The sequence below is a fragment of the Nonomuraea sp. NPDC049758 genome (assembly GCF_040674635.1).
GTDB lineage: Bacteria > Actinomycetota > Actinomycetes > Streptosporangiales > Streptosporangiaceae > Nonomuraea.
In genome coordinates this window covers 289,376-307,715 of sequence record NZ_JBFAMZ010000011.1, presented here as the reverse complement: position 1 = coordinate 307,715, position 18,340 = coordinate 289,376, and the positions used below count along the sequence as shown (strand labels likewise).

Annotated in this window: 15 protein-coding genes; 6 read left to right on the top strand and 9 right to left on the bottom strand. The window is 72.4% G+C overall.

What is annotated here, in order from left to right; translation table 11 throughout:
* Positions 1–30: 30 nt before the first annotated feature.
* Together AB0J46_RS28685 and AB0J46_RS28680 are read right to left on the bottom strand one after the other, a co-directional pair.
* Positions 31–1,284 (bottom strand): ABC transporter substrate-binding protein, encoded by a 1,254-nt coding sequence (locus AB0J46_RS28685; protein ID WP_364337166.1) that lies wholly within the window; start codon positions 1,282–1,284, stop codon positions 31–33.
* A 10-nt stretch (positions 1,285–1,294) separates the two neighbouring features.
* Positions 1,295–2,152: an alpha/beta hydrolase gene (locus AB0J46_RS28680; protein ID WP_358298180.1), complete on the bottom strand. Its 858-nt coding sequence runs from the start codon at positions 2,150–2,152 to the stop codon at positions 1,295–1,297.
* Between the two features lie 66 nt (positions 2,153–2,218).
* On the opposite strand from AB0J46_RS28680, the gene AB0J46_RS28675 reads away from it, so the two are divergent.
* The gene (locus AB0J46_RS28675; protein ID WP_364337164.1) at positions 2,219–2,917 is read left to right on the top strand and encodes a TetR/AcrR family transcriptional regulator; all 699 of its coding nucleotides are present in this window, start codon (positions 2,219–2,221) and stop codon (positions 2,915–2,917) included.
* Here AB0J46_RS28675 and AB0J46_RS28670 read toward each other — a convergent pair.
* The 3 genes from AB0J46_RS28670 to AB0J46_RS28660 form a co-directional block, all read right to left on the bottom strand.
* Positions 2,887–4,785 carry a hypothetical protein gene (locus AB0J46_RS28670; protein ID WP_364337162.1) on the bottom strand — a complete coding sequence of 633 codons (1,899 nt, stop codon included), beginning with the start codon at positions 4,783–4,785 and terminating at the stop codon, positions 2,887–2,889. The genes AB0J46_RS28675 and AB0J46_RS28670 overlap by 31 nt on opposite strands.
* A complete protein-coding gene (locus tag AB0J46_RS28665; protein ID WP_364337160.1) occupies positions 4,782–6,362 on the bottom strand; it encodes a hypothetical protein in 1,581 nt (526 codons plus the stop codon). The genes AB0J46_RS28670 and AB0J46_RS28665 overlap by 4 nt, the downstream gene beginning before the upstream one ends.
* Positions 6,363–6,432: 70 nt before the next feature.
* Positions 6,433–7,443 carry a LacI family DNA-binding transcriptional regulator gene (locus tag AB0J46_RS28660; protein WP_364337158.1) on the bottom strand — a complete coding sequence of 337 codons (1,011 nt, stop codon included), beginning with the start codon at positions 7,441–7,443 and terminating at the stop codon, positions 6,433–6,435.
* Between the two features lie 156 nt (positions 7,444–7,599).
* On the opposite strand from AB0J46_RS28660, the gene AB0J46_RS28655 reads away from it, so the two are divergent.
* The 5 genes from AB0J46_RS28655 to AB0J46_RS28635 are packed head-to-tail and all read left to right on the top strand — an operon-like array spanning position 7,600 to position 14,156.
* Positions 7,600–8,889, top strand: a complete 1,290-nt coding sequence (locus AB0J46_RS28655) for an ABC transporter substrate-binding protein (protein ID WP_364337156.1) — start codon at positions 7,600–7,602, stop codon at positions 8,887–8,889.
* Positions 8,889–9,737, top strand: coding sequence for a sugar ABC transporter permease (locus AB0J46_RS28650; RefSeq protein ID WP_364337154.1), 849 nt, complete (start codon positions 8,889–8,891; stop codon positions 9,735–9,737). Before AB0J46_RS28655 ends, AB0J46_RS28650 begins: the two co-directional genes overlap by 1 nt.
* On the top strand, positions 9,734–10,552 hold the full coding sequence (locus tag AB0J46_RS28645; RefSeq protein ID WP_352365036.1) for a carbohydrate ABC transporter permease: 819 nt from the start codon (positions 9,734–9,736) through the stop codon (positions 10,550–10,552). The genes AB0J46_RS28650 and AB0J46_RS28645 overlap by 4 nt, the downstream gene beginning before the upstream one ends.
* A complete protein-coding gene (locus AB0J46_RS28640) occupies positions 10,549–11,538 on the top strand; it encodes a serine hydrolase domain-containing protein (RefSeq protein WP_364337152.1) in 990 nt (329 codons plus the stop codon). The genes AB0J46_RS28645 and AB0J46_RS28640 overlap by 4 nt, the downstream gene beginning before the upstream one ends.
* Positions 11,535–14,156: a family 78 glycoside hydrolase catalytic domain gene (locus AB0J46_RS28635; RefSeq protein ID WP_364337150.1), complete on the top strand. Its 2,622-nt coding sequence runs from the start codon at positions 11,535–11,537 to the stop codon at positions 14,154–14,156. Before AB0J46_RS28640 ends, AB0J46_RS28635 begins: the two co-directional genes overlap by 4 nt.
* Before the next feature lie 3 nt (positions 14,157–14,159).
* On the opposite strand, the gene AB0J46_RS28630 is transcribed toward AB0J46_RS28635, so the two are convergent.
* The 4 genes from AB0J46_RS28630 to AB0J46_RS28615 form a co-directional block, all read right to left on the bottom strand.
* On the bottom strand, positions 14,160–15,494 hold the full coding sequence (locus tag AB0J46_RS28630) for a Dyp-type peroxidase (RefSeq protein ID WP_364337148.1): 1,335 nt from the start codon (positions 15,492–15,494) through the stop codon (positions 14,160–14,162).
* A gap of 10 nt (positions 15,495–15,504) precedes the next feature.
* Entirely contained in the window at positions 15,505–16,524 is a 1,020-nt protein-coding gene (locus AB0J46_RS28625) for a hypothetical protein (protein ID WP_364337146.1), read from the bottom strand.
* Positions 16,525–16,550: 26 nt separating this feature from the next.
* Positions 16,551–17,084 (bottom strand): hypothetical protein, encoded by a 534-nt coding sequence (locus tag AB0J46_RS28620; protein ID WP_358298201.1) that lies wholly within the window; start codon positions 17,082–17,084, stop codon positions 16,551–16,553.
* Between the two features lie 106 nt (positions 17,085–17,190).
* A complete protein-coding gene (locus AB0J46_RS28615) occupies positions 17,191–18,141 on the bottom strand; it encodes an acyl-CoA desaturase (RefSeq protein WP_364337144.1) in 951 nt (316 codons plus the stop codon).
* Positions 18,142–18,340: the final 199 nt, after the last annotated feature.

Sequence of the window (18,340 nt, the reverse complement as noted above, 5' to 3'; positions counted from 1 at the left end):
GCGGACGGGCTCCGACTCCGCCGAGCACGCTCACAGGATCGGCCGCACGGTGGCGTCGAAGGTCGCCGCGGCCTCGGCCGGGGTCGCCTTGCCGTGGGCGACGGAGTCCACGGCGCCGGACGCGGCCTTGGCCAGTTCGAGCGCGCCGGGGATGATCGGGCCGAAGTCGACGTGCGGCAGGCTGTCGGCGACGATCTCCATGATCTCGGACTTGCCGCGCGGCCCGGCCTCGCGCCAGCCCTTGGTCGGGATGATGATGCCGTTGTCGAGGTTGGCGGCCACCGACGGGGCGCCCTGGAGGTAGTTGACCAGGTGCCAGGCGGTGAACTGGTTGGGCGAGTCCTTGGCCACGCCCCACCCCCACGTGTAGGCGGGGACGACGGACGGCCCGCCGTCCCAGGTGGGCATGGGGGCGACGCCGTACTGCTTGCCGAAGGTGAGCTTGTCCTTGCCCAGCTTCTCCAGCGCGGGGCCGAGGAACGCGCCGCTGACGACCATGGCCGCCTGGCCGGAGTAGAACAGGCCGAGCGCGCCCAGCGGGTTGGAGAGCTTGGGGTTGCCGATGCCCGACATGTACGTCAGGGCGGCGATGCCCTGCTCGGTGGCCAGCGACGCCTTGCCGCCGCCCGCCGCGACGAGCTCGCCGCCCTTGCCGCGGACGAGGGCGGTGAGCGTCATGAGGGCCCACTGCGGATCGCCGTAGAGCCACTGCAGGCCGACCCGCGCCCGGTCGGACGAGGTCAGCTTGGCGCTGTACTCGGCGACCTCCTCCCAGGTCGCCGGGGGCTTGTCGGGGTCGAGCCCGGCCTGCTCGAACCGGTCCTTGCGGTAGTAGAGCAGGCAGGGGTTGAAGTCGATGGGCACGCCGTAGGGCACGTTCTGGTAGGTGAGCGGGGTGGTCGTGCCCGGCTCGTAGTTCGCCAGGGGCAGGGCCTTGGTGTCGACGGGGGCGAGCCGCTGCTTCTTGGCGTGGGCGGGGAAGCTCCAGTGGCCGATCTTGAAGACGTCGGGCGGGGCGCCGCCGCTGAAGGCGGTCAGCAGTTTGGCGTCGAGCTGGCCCACGGGCAGGTAGAGCAGCTTCACGTCCACCTTGAACTCGGCGATGTAGCGGTGCACGAGCTCCTGGAACTGCTGGCCGGTGTCCTGCGAGCCGTGCAGCCAGACGGTGACCTCGCCGTGCGGCCCGGCGGCCGCGGCCTGCTGCCGGGTCTGGTCCTTGCCGCATCCGGCGAGCAGGGTGAGCGCGCCGGCGGCGAGGAGCCCGCGCCGCGTCAGATCCGCCATGGTGGTTCTCCTAGGTGAGGTTCTTGAGCGCCTGGTTCTGCCAGGCGGTGTTGGTGGGGAGCTCGGGGGCGCCGCCGGCGAACGCCCCGCGGGCCTGGGCGTCGGCCTGGAGCCGGTACCTCAGCCAGGCGGTCACGTAGCCGAGGAAGGCCCCGCCGGTGTTCTGGATGTCGTTGTGTCCCGCGCCCTTGAGCAGCGCCCGGCCCGCTCCGGCGGTGGCCTGGTCGTAGTAGCCCTGCACGGTCGCGGCCGAGGAGATCAGCCAGTCGTCGGCGCCGCTGAGGAAGAGCACCGGGCAGGTCAGGGCGGCCACCGAGAACTCGTCCCCGGGGCTGGCCATCCACTGCGCGGGCACGGCGATCGGCACGACGGTCTTGATCAGCCCGGCGGAGTGGTTGGCCGCGTTGACGACCCCGCCCGCGCCCTGGGAGTGGCCGACGGCGCCGACCTGGGCGGTGTTCAGCTTGCCGTGGAAGACGCTGGCGGGGTCGGCGTCCAGGCCCACGAGGTGCTGGGCGGCGGCGAGGATCTCGGCGCCGGTGCCCGTGGTGGTGTCGGTGGAGGCGACCACCGCGAAGCCCCAGGAGGCCAGGTGGTTGAGCAGCCCCGGATAGTTGTCGGGGGTGGCCCACGAGCCGTTGCCCCACGTGACGATCGGGTGGGTGACGCCGCCCGCGCCGAGGTTCGAGGGGTAGTAGAGCCGGTGGCCGCCCGAGGTGCCGGTGGCGACCGGCCACGGACCCGTCGCCTTGTAGATGGTCTCGATGGTGGAGGCGGCGTCGGCCGCGGTGGTCCACGACAGGAATCCGGCCGACATGAGGCCGAGCGCCCCTGCCCGCAACGCCTGCCGACGAGTGATGTTCTCCATGGTCACCTCGTGGGATATTTGGAGACGTGAACGTCTCCTAAGAGAGGGAAGTACGATCGGTGAGCGATGTCAAGAGACGAACAGAAGGAAGTTCCGGCGGTTCGGCCGCTTCCCCGGGGCCGGCACGGGCTCTCCCCCGACACGGTGCGCGAGTCACAGCGCGACCGCCTCGTGGAGGCCATGCTCCGGCTGGTCGCCAGGCGCGGCTACGCCGCCACGAGCGTGCCCGACGTGATCGCCGCCGCGCGGGTCTCGCGCAACGCCTTCTACGCCCAGTTCGCCGACAAGGAGGCGTGCTTCCTGGCCGGCTGCGAGCGCAACCTGCCCGAGATGATCGACTCGATCCGGGCGGCTGCGTCGGGGGCGGGCGACCGCTGGCGCACGGCGCTGCGGCTGGGTCTGGCCGCCTACCTGCGGTGGTGGCAGGAGCGCCCGGAGTACGCGCAGGCGTACTTCGTGGAGTTGCCGCGGGCGGGCGAGCGGGCCGTCGAGCAGCGCGACACCGCCTACCGGCCCTTTCTGGACATGCTGGCGGCGCTGGCCGCGCGGGCCAGGCTGGAGGACCCCTCGCTGCCGCCGCTGCGCGCCGCGATCCCCCGGCTGATCGTCTACGGCACCACCGAGTTCATCGCCTCGGAGGTGCGCGCGGGCCGCGCCGCCACGCTGACGTCGTCGGCGGGCGACCTCTACCACTACACGGTCGCCCTGCTCGCCGGCCCCGATCACGGCCCTGATCACAGCATCGGGACCACCCCTTCCGCCTGAACCCGCCAGCCCTCGGGGAAGCAGCCCGACGCCGCCATGTGGGCGACGGCGGCCAGCAGGCCGCCGTTGCCCGGCAGGTAGAGGGGCAGCAGGCCGGGCCACTGGTGGTTGTGGCCGCTGGGCAGGTAGGTGTTCTTCGGGGCGTCCATCAGCAGCGCGTCCACGGCGGTGCCGGGCTCGCCGAGCCGGGCCGCGCACATGGCGAGCATCGGGAAGTCCCAGCCCCAGGCGCTGTCCCAGTCCCAGTCGGCGAGCACGTCGTGCAGGGTGGCCCGCATGGTCTCGGGGTCGATCAGCGGGGTGGGCGGCACGAACCCGAGCGCGCCGGTCATCGAGGGATGGTCGGTCCTGACCGTGTACGGTTCCACGCCGATGGCCGCGTACACGCCGTCGCGCACCAGCGGCCGGGCCAGGCCGTCCAGCACCCGCGCCCACTCCGGGTCGGGATCGAGGCCGAGCAGGCCCCGCCACCGCTGGGCCGTCGCCAGCCCCCACCACCAGTAGGCCAGCTCGAACGCGGGGTCGCGCACCGACCTCCTGGACTCGTGGTAGGACTCCTGCGCCGGCACCAGCGGCGGCCCCAGGTGCCCGCCGGCCGCGAAGGAGGCCATGAACTCGGCCGTCTCGAACACCAGGTCCCGGTACTCCTCCAGGGCCTCCGGGCGGATCCGGCGGAGCAGCTCGGCGAAGGAGATCAGGTGCGGCTGCTGCCAGACGATGAAGGCGCCGATCTCGCTCGGGCTCTCCCTGCCCTCCGGCCCCACCTGCTTGGGCCAGCGGGCGCCGCGGAACCCCTGCCGCGCGGCCGTGGCCCTGGCCCGCGGCAGGATCGAGCGGTACCACGGCAGGCTCCGCTCCAGCAGCTCCGGCCGGCCCCACAGGGCGAAGTGGGCGGCGTGCCACCAGTGCATCTCCAGGTGGAACTTGCCGCTCCAGGAGTTGACGGCCAGCCCGGTCTCCTGCGGCGGGGTGGTGCCCGCGCAGTTGACCGCGGTGAGGTACTGCGAGAGCACGACCCGGCGTTCGAGCTCGGGCGCCCGCGGGTCGGCGCTGCCCTCGAAGCTGACCGCGCCGCCGCGCGTCCAGAACCGCTCCCAATGGGCGGCGGCGGCCGTACGGACCTGGGAGAAGGACGGCAGGTCGGCGCCGACGGGGTGCCGGGCGAACTCGACGACGAGCTCCAGCTCCTCGCCCTGGATCAGGTACACGTGGGGGGCGGGCGAGGAGAACCGCGCCGCCCCCGTCCACTCGGCGGCCACGTGGTAGCCGTCCTGGTCCAGGACGCGGGTGAAGTCGCAGCGCGAGCCGCGCCGCGCGCACGTGGTGGTGTGCCGGTCGGGGCTGTCCCAGTCGGCGGTGGTGTGCCAGCCGTCGCTGGCGTAGGGGAAGGCGATCCTGATCCCCGTGCCGCCGGTGACGCGTACGGCCAGCAGGTCGCGCTCGGGATGACAGACCGTCTCCACCTCGTGCGGCCGGCCGCCCAGCTCGAAGGAGCTGGACAGCGTGCCGGTCCACAGGTCGAGGGTCTGCGCCGACCGGCCGAGCGGGACGTCCTCGCCGGCGTCGAGGCCGATCCGGCCGAGGTGCAGGCGGTGCGGGTTCACGTGCAGCCAGCCGCCCGCCTCGGTGGCCGGATAGAGGTCGGGATAGCCGACGCCGTCGTAGTCGGTGAGCGCGTCCGCCAGCACGTGGCCCTTGGGGTTGGGCATCGTGTGCCAGCCCCACTGCGCCTGCGTGCCGAGCGGCGCGAACGTCTGGAGCCCGGTCGCGTCGGCGGTGAAGGCGAACTCGCCGTTGCCGACGGTGAGCGGGCACCCGGCGTCGGCGACGTTGTGCCGGCGCACGAGTGCCCTTCGGTCTATGCTCACGCACACCCCGGCGTGCCGGAGGCGCGCTGCTGGCGCATGGTCGTCACGTCGCCCGCGACGGCCGACTGGGCCATCGGGCCGAGGTCGAGCACGACGTCGGTGAAGGCGAGCGACGCCTTGCGCATCACCGGCAGGTCGATCGCCTCGGCGCCGAACTGCGGCGAGAACAGCGTCTTGGGCGCGGCGATGGGCGCGATGACGGGCAGCAGGTGCTGGTTGTACGGCGTGCCCTCGCCGCCGAAGCTGCAGTGGTGCGGCACGGTGCCGAGGTCGGCCGCCGACAGGCCCTTGAGGATCGCGGTGCGCCGCACGTCCCAGTACTCGATGTGGCCCTTGACCAGCTCGCGCAGCGGCGTGCTCTCGCTGACGGGGACCCACAGCAGCTCGGTGAGGGTGGGGCTGGCGACGAGCTGCTTGCCCGGCAGGCCGTTCGGCCTGGCGACCGCGTCGTAGCGCTTGGCGCCGAGGTGTTCGAGCACGACGACGGAGGAGACCTTGCCCTGGTCGTACTCGGCGTCGAGCTGGGCGGCGAGCTGACCGGCGCCGCCCTCGCGGACGTCGGGACCGGTCAGGTGCTGGTAGAGGTGGCCGGTCACGAACGCGAACTGCACGGTCCGCGGACGGCACTCCACCGGCAGCGTCGACAGGTATCGGGCCATCTCGATCATGGTGAGCGGGCCGTTGTCCCACACCGGGCTCATGCCGTCCGTGTGGCTCTCCACGACGATCTTCTGGGCGCTGCCGCCGGGCAGCGTGGCGAGCAGGGTGCGGGTCGTCGTCGGCGTCCAGGCGGCGTTCACCTTCAGCGACGCCTGGACCGGCTGCCCGGCGGCCAGCGCGTCCTTGATCTGCTTGCCCTGGTCGGCGCCGACGTACGCGCCGGGCACGCCGTATGGCAGGCCCTCGTAGGGGGCGTACATGTCCTTGATCTGGGCGTGCGGGAGCTGGCTGACCTCGATCACGCCCAGCGCGCCCGCGGCGGCGGCCGCCTTGAGGTCGGCGTCGGCCGCGGCCGGGGCCTCCATCGACTCCGAGCCGAGCAGGTTGATCGTCATGCCCGGGTCGTACATGGAGTAGCCGAGGGTGGGCGGATAGAACAGCAGGTTGGGCACGCTGGTCCAGGGCAGGTCCCGGACGACGATCTTCCCGGCGGCGTTGGCGGCGGTGATGTTCGTCCCCGCGGCCAGGTGCACGAGCGGCGCCGAGACGCCGCCCGCGCCGGTGGAGGAGGAGAACGGCACGGGCGCCGCGACCTGCACGGACGTGCCGCCGACGGTCAGCCCGGTGCCGAGGTCGTCCCAGCGGTCGATGGCGTAGGGCAGGGAGGAGAGCTGGAGGCCGGGGATGGCCGCCATCTCCTCCTCCAGCCAGTCGACGTAGCCGGCGTGCGCGGCCGAGCCGGTCGGCCTGGGCCCGAACGTTCCCTGCCGGGTGGCCAGGGCGCTCAGCCGGGCCTCGGAGGCGAACGCGGCCGGGTCCACCCTGACCGGGCAGACCGTGGCGGACGCCTGGGCCAGGGCCGGTTGCGCGGGCGCGACCAGCGGGAGGAGAAGGGCGAGGAGAGCGAGTCGTCTCACGTGGGGGGTCCTTCCATCGAATCGTTTTAATGCATGGCCCGCGACCGTCCCCCGAGGCGCGGCCGAGTTCTCAGAGGCGGGGCGGTCCGGTGGTTCCGCGGACGATCAGCGTGGGCGACACCGACGACGTCACCGACCGCGTGCGTCCTTCGATGCGCTCGACGAGCAGGCGCGCGGCGGTCGCCCCGATCACCCGTCCGTCCTGGTCGACGCTGGTGAGCGAGATGCGCTTGAGCGAGGCGATGCCGATGTTGTCGTAACCGGCGACGGAGAGGTCCTCCGGCACCGACAGGCCGGCCTCGTCGGCGGCGCGCAGGACGCCGAGCGCCGCGATGTCGGCCCCGGCGAAGATCGCGGTGGGCCGGTCGTGGCGGGCGAGCAGTTCCCGCGCGCCCTCGAAGCCGCCCTCCTCGGTGAAGGAGGTGGCCAGCACGTCGTCGGCGAGCCCGTGGGCGCGCATCGCCTGGCGGTAGCCTTCGGCGCGCACCATGTGCGGCAGTCCCTGGGCGCGGGCCCGCTCCAGGTGGGTGATGTGCGCGATGCGGGTGTGCCCGAGCCCGACCAGGTGGTCGACCACGAGCCGGGCCCCCATCACGTCGTCGTCGACGACCGCGTCGTAGTCCGCGGCGCCGCCGTGCCTGCCCACCACGACGACCGGGACGGCCGCCGCGATGGCGGCGAGTTCGGCGTCCGTCATGACCGGCGAGATCAGGATGAGCCCGTCCATGCTCCGGTCGATCATGGCGTCGGTCATCCTGGCCTGCGTCTTGGGCTCGATGCCGCCGGGCCCGAGCAGCACCTGGTACTCGGTGTCGCCCAGCCGGCCGGTGATGCCCTCGATGATGTCGGGGAAGAACGGGTTGCGGGTGTCGGAGAGCATGACGCCGAGGGTGTAGGTGCGTCCGCGCAGGGCGCGGGCCGCGGCGTGCGGGCGGTAGCCCAGCTCGTCGATGGCCTGCCGCACCTTGGCCTGCATCTCCGCGCTCACGCCGTACGCGCCGCGCACCACCTTCGACACGGCGGCCGTGGAGACCCCGGCCCGCCTGGCCACATCGGCGATCGTCACCCGTCCGCTCGTCACACGCCATCCTTTTGGGTTCTCGTAGAACGAACTACACACTTTGCTGGAAGCAGAGGCTAGCCCGCCACCACTCCTCAGGTCCACCCCTTGACGGAGGTTTCGATCTTGCCGTAGAACGTTCTACACATTCTCCCCCTCATGAACAGGAGCACGAGCGTGAGAGCACCAACTCGTCCGCTCGGCGCGGCGATAGGCGCCGTCCTCGCCCTGTCCCTCTCCGGCTGCGGATCCTCCGCCCCCGAGGGGACCGGTCAGGTGAAGCTGACCCTCTGGCACAACAGCGCGGACCCGGCGCCGCTGCTGGAGATGTACAAGAAGTTCGAGAAGCAGTCCGGCCACAAGATCGAGCTCGTGTCCATCCCGTCCGACGGTTTCGAGGACACCACCCAGACCAAGTGGGCCACCGGCGAGCGCCCGGACGTCCTGGAGTACCACGCGACGGTGAGCGGCCTGCTCGCCCTCAACCCGGCCGAGAACCTGCGCGACCTGACCGGCGAGGCGTACATCGCCAGGTCCGGCGACCTCTACCAGGCCGCCGGGGCCGTGGGCGGCAAGGTCTACGCCGCCATCACCGGCTTCCCGCAGGTCTTCGGCCTCTACTACAACAAGAAGGTCTTCACCAAGGCCGGGCTGACCCCGCCGGCGAACTTCACCGAGCTGGCCGCCGCCTGCCCCAAGCTCAAGGCCGCCGGCGTCACGCCGGTCTTCGAGTCGGGCGGCTCGATCTGGCCCGTGCAGATCCTGCCCATCCTTTACCTGGCCGGCGCGAACCAGGCCAACGCCTACGGCAAGGCCATCGCCGGCCACAGCAGCACGCTGGCCGACCCCGGCTCGCCCTTCGTCGCCGGTCTGACCGCCTACGCCAAGCTGAAGGCCGACGGCTGCTTCAACAAGGACATCGTCACCGCCAAGTTCGAGGACTCGATGAAGGCCCTGGTGACCGGCGAGGCCGCCATGGTCGCCCAGCACTCCGACATGCTCCCGGCCCTGCTCGCGGCCGCCGGCGGCGACCAGAAGACCGTGGACGAGTCCGTCGGCTTCGTCGGCCTGTCCAGCGACAAGCCGCTGGTGACCTACGCGCCCGGCCCGATCGGCACGTTCTACCTGCCCAAGACCGGTGACCAGGCACGCGAGAAGGCCGCGCTCGACTTCGTGCGCTTCATGACCGGCCCGGCCTACGCCGAGTACGTCGCCGCGGCCAAGACCTTCCCGGTGCTCAAGGGCGTGCCCGATCCGCAGGGCGTCTCCTCGGTGCTGCAGGACGTCAAGAAGGCGTACGACACCGGCGCCGTCATCGCCTTCAACTCCGACATCCCCGGCATGGGCGGGCTGGCCCAGCTCATGTCCGAGCTGATCGCCGGCCAGAAGGACCCGCAGAAGGCGGCGACCCAGCTCCAGGGCCAGGTCGAGCAGGCGGCCAAGGCGGCAGGGCTGCCCGGATGGTGATGCGGAACAGGGCGGCCTGGCTGCCGTGGGCGCTGCCCGCGATCGTGCTGGTCATGGTCTTCTTCGTCGCCCCGTTCCTGCTCAACGTGCGGTTCGCGTTCTCCTCCTGGACGAGCTTCCGGGCCGAGATCACCTGGAACGGGCTGGAGAACGTCCGCACGCTGATCGACCAGGACCTGCTGGCCAACGCGGTCACCGTGACCGTGCTGTACGCGATCCTGTGCATGGCGATCCAGAACACGGTCAGCCTCTCGCTGGCCCTGGCCCTCCAGCGGACCAGCGGGATCAACACCGTCTTCCGCTCGGCGTTCTTCCTGCCGACGCTCATCTCGCCGCTGGCCGCCGGGTACATCTGGCGCGGGCTGCTGGCCCCCGACGGGGCGATCAACTCCTTCCTCGGCATCGAGTGGGCGTGGCTGGGCGAACCGTCCACCGCGCTGGTGGTGGTCGCCTTCATCGACGCGTGGAAGTGGAGCGGGCTGATCACCCTGGTCTACATCGCGGGCCTCAACTCCATCCCGAAGTCGCTGCTGGAGTCGGCGACCGTGGACGGGGCCGGCCCGTGGACCCGGCTGCGGCGGGTGGTGTTCCCGATGCTCGCCCCCGCGCTGACCTTCAACGTGGCGGTCACGCTGGTGGGCGCGCTCAGCGCGTACGACGTGATCGCCGCCACCACCGGCGGCGGCCCCGGCGACCACACGCGGGCCCTGAACGTGGTGATGCGCCAGCAATGGGGCCAGGGCTTCTTCGGCTCGGCCAGCGCGCTGGGCTTCACCGTGACGCTGCTGGTGATCGCGACGGCCGTGCCCCTGGTGTGGTGGCTGCGGCGCAGGGAGGTGACGGGATGAGAGCGGCGCTCAAGTACGCGGCGCTGACGATCTTCGCGGTCCCGTGGGTGCTCGTGCCCGTCTGGCTGGTGGTCGTCAACTCCTTCAAGCCCGCGGGCGAGGCCGCCGAGCTGGGCCTGGGCCTGCCCAGGACGTGGGCGATCGCCGAGAACTACGGCATCGTGCTCGACCGGGGCGGCTACCTGACCGGGCTGCTCAACAGCCTCAAGGTGACCGTGCCGATCGTGATCGCGGTGGTGCTGCTCGGCGCGGCGGCGGCGTGGGCGTTCGGGCGCAGCCGGTCGCGGTGGCTGCAGGCCGCCTACTTCGTGATGGGGCTGTCGATCCTGCTGCCGCCGTCCATCATCCCGACCGTCTACCTGCTGCGCGCCCTGTCGCTGGACGGCGGCTCGCTCGGCTACGTGCTGACGATGACCGGCTGCCGTCTGGGCGTCGTGATCTTCCTGGCCACCGGTTTCGTCCGGGCGTTCCCGCCGGACCTGGAGCAGGCCGCGGCCATCGACGGCGCCTCGCGTCCGCAGGTGTTCGTGCGCATCCTGCTGCCCCTGCTGCGGCCGGTGCTGTTCGTCGGCGGCGTGATCCTGATCATCAACGTCTGGAACGACTTCTTCTTCGCCCTCTTCCTGCTCCAGGGCAGCGCGAACGCCACGCTGCCGCTGAGCCTGTTCCAGTTCGCCTCCGGCACCCTGCAGAGCCTGAACTGGAACCTCGTCTTCGCCCACGTCCTGCTCACCACGCTGCCCCTGGTGGCGGTGTACGCCGTCGCGCAGAAGCGCGTCCTGGCCGGCCTCACGGAAGGTGCACTGAAGGGATGACCACGCACGACATCGCGCTCGACTGGGTCAGGCGCGAGATCAAGGAGGGGCGGCTGCCGTGCGCGGTGTTCGGCGCCGCGACCTCCGACGGGATCCAGGTGCTGGAGGCGTTCGGCACCCACGACGGCCGCGGGACCAGGACCGACGACCACTTCGCGCTGTTCTCGGTGACCAAGCCGCTGATGGGCCTGCTGGCCCTGCGCCAGGTCGAGCGCGGGCTGTTGTCGCTGCGCCGCCCGCTGCGGGACGTGCTGCCGAACTTCGCCCGGCCCGACGTGACGCTCTGGCACCTGCTGACCCACACCAGCGGCATCGCCGAGCAGACGCTGACGCCCGACGACCTGGTGGAGCACCTCCTCACCGCGCCGTCGCTGTTCGAGGCGGGCACCCTCAGCCACTACTCCAACCTGGCCTTCGCCGGGATCGCGGAGATGGTCCGCGACGTCACCGGCCGCGACGTGGCCGAGCTGGTCGACGCCGACCTGAACACGCTGGTGCCGGGCGGCGGGCGGATCACCTTCGACCCGGCGTGCGAGGCGGCCGAGGTGCACGGCCTCGAACTGCTCGGGCCGGGCTTCGACTTCGACGCGTTCGTCCGGCTCCGCCATCCGGCGGGCGCGCTGTTCTCCCGCGCCGAGGACCTGCTGGCGCTGGGCGGCGCGCTGCTGCGCGGCGACCGCGCGCTGATCCATCCGACCACCCTGGCCGCCATGACGACCCCGCAGACGACGGGCCTGGTCAAGCTGCAGCCCGACCCGGTCAACGCCGGACAGGACTGGGGGCTCACCTGGAACCTGCGCCACTCGGCCCCCGGGCTGCTGGAACGGCGGCTGTACGGGCACGGCGGCGCCTCGGGCTGCCAGTGGTGGATGTACCCGGAGCAGGACGCGTGCTTCGTGCTGCTGATCAACGTGATGGCGCCGAGCCTGTCCGGCGTCGACGTCGACGGCCTGCACAACGCCTTCACCACCGGGCTCGATGCGTGAACCGGGACTCGGGGGTGCTCGACGTGCACGTCTCGGGCGCGCAGACGCCCTACATCCGGCCGGCTCCGCCCGGCGCGCGGGCGGGCCTGACGTGCGGTCTGGCGGATCCGGTGGGCGTGGACGAGCCGTCGCCCCGCCTGTCGTGGGACGCCCGGACGACCGCGGCGGCCGCCGTGGTGCTGTCCGCGGACGGGCGCGAGGTGTGGCGGTCCTCCGTGCCCGCCGGATCGCACGGCGTGGACGTGCCGGACGAGCTGCTGACGCCGCTGACGCCGTACGCGTGGGAGGTGGAGGGGCTGGCGGCGGGCGCGTTCACCACGGGCCTGCGGGCGCGCGGCGCATGGGACGCCCCCTGGCTGCCGGGCGATCCCGAGGCCGGGGTGAGCCTGCGCGGGACGTTCACCTGGCGTCCCGCCCCGGGACGCGCCTGGCTGGCCGCCACCGCGCTCGGCGTCTACCGGGCGCTGCTCAACGGCGCGCGGCTGGGCGAGGAGGAGCTGGCCCCCGGCTGGACCGACTACGGCCACCGGACGCGCTACCGGCTGCTGGAGCTCACGGACCTGCTGGTGCCCGGCGAGAACGAGCTGGAGCTGTGGCTGGCTCCCGGCTGGTACGCCGGTCACGTCGCCGGCGGCGGCCCGCGCCGCTACGGTGACCGGCCCGCGGTCAGCGCCCAGGTGCTCGTGCGGGACGACGACGGCCCGCGCCGCGTGTTCGCCACGGACGCCGCCTGGACCCGGCGGGACCTCGGCCGCCCGCGCGCCGACCTGGTGATGGGCGAGACCGTCCAGCCGCCCGCCGAGGGGACCGGTCCGGCCGGGACGACCGCCGCGCCGGAGATCCTGGTGGAGGCCGACCCCGCTCCCCCGGTCCGGGTGATCGGCACGGTTGCCGCCGTGTCGGTGACCGAACCCGCGCCGGGCGTGCAGGTGGCCGACTTCGGGCGGAACGTCGTCGGGCGCGTCCGGCTGCGCGTGGACGCGCCGGGGCCCGTGCGGATCGTCGTGCGGCACGGGGAGGAGCTGACCGCGACCGGGCGGCTCTACACCGACAACCTGCGCACCGCCGACCAGCGTGACGAGTTCGTCCTCGACGCCGGATCACACGTCGTGGAGCCCGCCTTCACCCTGCACGGGTTCCGCTACGCGGAGGTCACCGGCTGGCCGGGCGCGCTGAGGCCGGACGACCTGGAAGCGGTGCTGCTGTCGTCCGCGCTCGCCGTCACCGGCTCGCTGACCGTGAGCGATCCCGCCGTGCGGCAGCTCGTCGCCAACATCGGCGCGTCGGCGGACGGCAACCTGGTGAGCGTGCCGACCGACTGCCCCCAGCGCGACGAGCGGACCGGCTGGACGGCCGACATCTCGGTGTTCGGCTCGACGCTCAGCTTCCTGCGGCACACGCAGGCGTTCCTGTCCGGCTGGGTGACGACGCTGATCGACGGGCAGCGGGCCGACGGCGCGGTCCCGCACGTCGCGCCGGTGCTGCCCGAGTACGGCTACGACTCCCCCGTCTGGTCCGACGCGCTGGTCGAGGTGCCGTGGCTGCTGTGGCGGCGCTACGGCGACGACCGCACGTTGCGCCACGCGTACGACCCGATGCGGCGGTGGGCCGCCTACTGCCTGGCGCAGTCCGACGACGGCCTCAGACCGGGCCGGGCGCTGGGCGACTGGCTGGCCCCCGGCACGGTGGAGACGCCCAGGAGCCTCATCGCCACCGCCGCGCTGGCCCGCAGCCTCCGCCTGATCGCGCACGCGGCCGCCGTGCTCGGCGAGCCGCACGCCCCCGAGTACGACGAGGCCGCCGCCCGCGTGTCGGACGCCTTCCGCCGGGCCTTCCTCGACGGCCCGAGGCTGCGCACGCAGACGCAGACCGGTTACGCCGTCGCCCTGGCCTGGGATCTCGTCCGGACGGAGGACCGCGCCGCGGCGGCGCGGGCGCTGGCCGACCTGGTCCGCGCCGACGGGCACCGGCTCATGACGGGCTTCGTCGGCACCCCCCTGCTGCTGCCCGTGTTGTCGGAGACCGGCCACCACGACCTGGCGTGCCGGATCTTCAACCAGGAGGGTTACCCGTCGTGGCGCTACCAGCTCCGCGCCGGCGCGACGACCATGTGGGAGCGCTGGGACGCCTGGCACCACCGGTACGGCCTGCAGACGCCGTCCATGAACTCCTTCAACCACTACGCCTACGGCTGTGTGGGCGACTGGCTGTTCCGGCACGTGGCCGGCCTGGGCGACGACCCGCGCGGCACGGGCGGCGGGTTCGGCGAGCTGCTGCTGCGTCCGGGGCCCGTCCCGCTGCTGCGGCAGGCGCACGCCCGCTACGCGAGCGCGTCGGGGGCCGTCGAGTCGGGCTGGCGGGCCGGGCCCGACGGGGTGCAGTTCACCTTCGCCGTCCCGGAGGGCGTGACCGCCCGCGCGGTGCTGCCCGTGCGCGGCGCCTGGGACGGGATGACCGTCAACGGCACCTTCCTCATGGGCCTGAACGAGCAGCTGCCGACCACCAGGCTGGCCGACGGCGGCTGCGCCCTCGACCTGCCGCCGGGCCGCTGGTCGTTCACGGCCCCCGCCGCCGCCACGTCCCACCTGCTCCAGGAGTGGGACGACCTGGGCCGGTGATCGTCAGCCGGCGAGGTCGCCGAGCCAGCGCAGGGCGGTCAGGCTCGGCATGAAGCCGTACTCGCCGCCGCGCGTGACGACGAACCGGGGCAGGGACTCCAGGCGCCGCCGCACGGGACGCCGGGGGACGGTGAAGTCGCCGGAGCCGTCGGCGGAGCCGGTCAGGGGATCCCTGGCCGGGCCCCCGCCGAAGAAGACGCCGTCGTTCAGCCATTCGGTCTGGACGAACTCGAACTGCCGCCCGAGATGGGCTCCGAGGAAGGCGAACATCAGCCCCCGGTCGGCGCCGTCGTCGTCCAGGACGCCGTCGGGCAGCGGCGGCCCATAGACGGTGCCGCGCCTGATCATGCGATGCAGCCTCGGGACGCCGGCCACCGCCGCGTCCCGGGGGTTGGCCCGGCGGATGTGGCAGCCGCCGGGAGTGGTGAAGCCGGCGGGGTCGTCCTGCTGGTACAGGAAGGCGTTGCGGCGGGCGGCGTCGGCGCCGAGGGCGGGGTCGTCGCGCAGCGGGCTGAGCGCCAGCGGCGCGCCGCTGCGCCAGCGACCCATGATCTTCGCGGCCAGCAGCTCCTCGTCCTGCGGGTCGGTGGCGTTGTCCCTGAGGTAGCGACGGAACAGCGCGACCCGCTGGTGCAGCTTGCGGAAGGCCACGTAGGTGCCGTTCCGCCCCAGCTCGTCGGGCTGGGGGGCCTGGACGCCGCCCAGCTCGTCGGGATGGCCGAGCACGAACTCGCCCGCCTTGAGCGGCGTCTCCAGGGGGTTGGACCCGGCGATGCCACTGCCCTCGACGGCGGGATGGCTGACGCCGTCGCGGTAGCCGAAGGGCTCGGTCTCGGTGGGCAGGGCGTGGCAGTTCTGCCGCCAGATCGCCGTCACGCCCGGCAGGGCGTCGTAGGCGGGGCGGGCGCAGTCGATCGCGGCCTGCAGGCGCGCGTTGTCGGGCGCGAGCGCGGCCAGCACCACGTGCACGTCCGGGGTGCCGAGCGGGCGCTCCCAGCGGTCGGGGCCGCTGTCCCCGGTGTCCCCCAGCGCGGTGGCGCGGGCGGCCATGCCCTGCCGGAACTCCCACGCGAACGTGTCCAGCGATGCCTGCGGCACGCCGAGGGCCTTCAGCCCCTGGTAGGTGAGCGCGACGCTGACCCACGTCTCCCCCAGCGGGCTCACCGGGTCGGCCGCGGAGGTCACCACGGCGCTGACCCGCCGCATCAGCTCCCGGCCCTGCGCGCGGTCGTCGATGCGGAACAGCAGGTACGTCGCCGCGTACGGGGTCGGCCGCGCACCGAGCACCCCGCGTTGGATGTCGTCCAGGTCGAGCGTGGCCGGAGTGTGTTCGTTCACCGGATGTCGCTCACGTGGCTCTGACGAGGTTGTTCCAGAACGCGCGCAGGCTCTCGTCGACGCCGAACAGCGAGCTGAAGATCGTGGAGTCGGCGAGGATCACGTCCCCGGCCCGGTCGCCGCGCGGGGGCAGCCACAGGAACATGTTGAACTCGGTGTTCCCGGCCTCGACGAACGGGTGCGTCGGCCGGGTCAGGTCGATCGGCTGCCGGCCCAGCACCCGGACGGCGTCCGGGTCGTCGGTGGTCACGGCGTAGTGGGGCAGGTGCATGTGGAAGTTGAAGTGGGACACCCCTTCGAGCCACCCCTTGGTGTCCAGGTCCCTGGCGATGGACAGCGGGGCGTTCTGCCCCGTTCCCATCACGGCGGGACGCAGCCCGTACCGGTTCTCCACCGGCACCCCCAGGCCCGCCATCAGCGACCGGGTGTACCCGCCGAACCGCTGCTGGCGGGGCACGAGCGCGTCGCCGTGATGGTGGTACTCGACGTCGCGGACGGCCAGGTCGCCGGTCGCGCCGACGTCATGATGCGGCCCGAGGGCCAGGCAGGTCCCCTCGCGGGTGAGGAACGCGCGCACCGCCTCGATCTCGGCGGCCGTGGCCTCCTGTCCCGTGATCATGTGGTCCAGCCCCCACACGAACAGGGTGTCGGTGTCGGCCAGCACCCGCTCGTCCAGCGGGGTGTGGAAGCCGGCCTGGTCCACGCGCTGGTACACCGGCACCGGGTGTCCGGTGGCCTCGCGGACGAACCGCTGGAAGGGCAGCCAGCCCCAGAAGAACAGTTCCAGGCCGCCCGCGATGCCCTGCTGGAAGCGCATGGGGTCGGACCACTGCGGGTCCTCGTAGGCCGGCCACTGGACGCGGCGCACCTCGGTCATCGTGGAGAACCGGTTGTCCAGCCCGGTGACGTCCCGGCCCGCCTCGGCCGGATAGCTCCACGCGACGTAGATGCTCACCCGCCGCCGGCCGGGGGCGTACGGGCGCGGCACGTGGTCCTGGTTGTAGGTGCGCGCCGTCTTCGGCTCACTCATCTGATCTCCTGCGCCGTCCTGGGCCGTCACTGCAGCTGGTCGAGCATGTCCGACAGAGCGCTCTTGATCCGCAGAGCCTTCTTGATCTCGTCGGCGGTGACGTACGGGTACTCGCCGTACTCGATGAAGCTGGGGCAGTGATGCTCGCGGACGAACCGGACGAACGCCTCGGGGTTGGTCTTCCAGTCCTCGGGGAAGCCTTCGAGGTTCTCGAAGACCGTGTTCACCCCCGCCCTGGTGAACAGCGCGATGGCGTCCTCGGTGTACTTGTCGAAGTCGGTGTCGAAGATCCCCTGGTACATGAAGCGGGTGTCGTCGTCGAACAGCACCCAGCGCAGGTAGTGCAGCTTCAGGGGGGCCAGCAGGCCGGGGTCGTCCCGCAGCGCCTCGGCGAGCGTGTCGCCGTAGCCCCGGATGGCGTCGGCCCGGCCGGGCTTGACCCGGGCGATGACGGTGAATCCGTAACAGGCGGGGCCGCGCGGGAAGACGGGCCCGTACTTGCCCTGCTCCAGGTGACCGGTCTCCTTCGGGATGACGACCGCCTGCGGCGTGATCTCCATGACCGTCCTCTCCGACGTGGTGCTCGTGGGAGGAAGGTTGAAGCGACCTGACTGGCGCCATCGTCCCATACGGGGGTGGCGCGTCGCGGTATCCCGGCCGCCCGTGTCAGCGTGAGGAGTCGGGGACGCGCTCGGCGCGGCGGGCCGTCAGGCGGTCGGGGGCCGGCCAGCGTACGGCGTGGGCCCAGCCCGCCCGCTCGAACCAGCGGATCAGCCGCGCGCTCGGGTCGAGCTGGCCCTTGAGCACGCCGTGCCGGGCGCAGGTGGGGTCGACGTGGTGCCAGTTGTGCCAGCCCTCGCCGAGCGTCAGCATCGCCACCCACCACACGTTGGACGACCGGTCCCTGGTGCGGAACGGGCGGTCGCCGAAGGTGTGCGCGATCGAGTTCACCGACCAGGTGACGTGGTGCACGACGGCGTAGCGGACCAGGCCGCCCCACAGCAGCCCGCTCCACGCGCCCGCCCACGACATCGACCAGAGCCCGCCGGCGGCGGCCGGAAGCGCGAACGACAGCAGCACGACCGCCGGGTAGGCGGCGTCGAAACGGCGCACGTCCGGGTCGGCCAGCAGGTCGGGCACCCAGTGGCGGCGGCTGGAGCGGCGGCGGGCCGTGTAGAACCAGCCGATGTGGGCGTGCAGCATGCCGCGCAGCAGGGCCGGGCCGCTGTCGCCGTAGCGCCACGGCGAGTGCGGGTCGCCCTCGCGGTCGGCGTACTTGTGGTGGCGGCGGTGCTCGGCGGCCCACAGGGTGAGGGGGCCCTCGACGGCCATGCCGCCGGCCAGCATGAGCGCGATGCGCAGCGCCCGGTTGGCCCTGAAGGCGCGGTGGGTGAACAGGCGGTGGTAGCCGATGGCGATGCCGAAGATGCTCACCAGGTACATCACGACCGCGATGGCCAGGTCGCGCGGGCCGATGCCCCAGCCCCAGGCCGCCGGCACCGCGAGGGCCAGCAGCAGCACGGGCAGGACGACCAGGACGACCAGATAGGCGGTGCGGCGGCCGGTGGTGACCGTCACCGTCTCCGCCGTGCCCGGCTGCGGCAGGGGTGACGTCACGTTTCCTCCCATGGGCGGTACGGGTCGATCAGGCTCCTTATTCAATGACCAGCCCCATGGACTGCGGCAATGTCCTGACAGTGACGGAGTAATTACCGTGAGGCACCAAAACAATGCACTCGATTGTCATGAAGAAAGGGTGTGACGCCTCCCTAGATTGTGATTGCGCAAAGTGATCATCCTTGTGCGCTCCGATATC